This window comes from Anoxybacillus sp. LAT27 (assembly GCF_022030075.1).
In the GTDB taxonomy this organism is placed as follows: Bacteria; Bacillota; Bacilli; order Bacillales; family Anoxybacillaceae; genus Anoxybacillus; species Anoxybacillus kestanbolensis.
Window position 1 is genome coordinate 1 of the sequence record NZ_JAIWYK010000240.1, and the last position, 249, is coordinate 249.

The following is a 249-nucleotide window of genomic DNA, read 5'->3' on the forward strand; positions in this document are numbered from 1 at the left end:
GCGACGTCGTTGTGGCGACGGTCAAAGATGCGACACCAGGTGGCGTTGTTAAAAAAGGTCAAGTCGTGAAAGCAGTTGTTGTTCGTACGAAACGCGGGGTGCGCCGTCCGGACGGCTCGTACATCCGCTTTGACGAAAACGCCTGCGTCATCATCCGTGATGACAAAAGCCCGCGCGGCACGCGGATTTTCGGACCGGTTGCCCGTGAATTGCGCGATAAAGACTTCATGAAAATCATTTCTTTAGCTC

General features: G+C 54.2%; 1 protein-coding gene. It reads left to right on the plus strand.

All coding sequences use genetic code 11. From position 1 onward, the window contains the following. Positions 1 to 249: 50S ribosomal protein L14 (rplN, locus tag LD028_RS09280; RefSeq protein ID WP_237811646.1), on the plus strand; the 249-nt coding region annotated here is incomplete at both ends.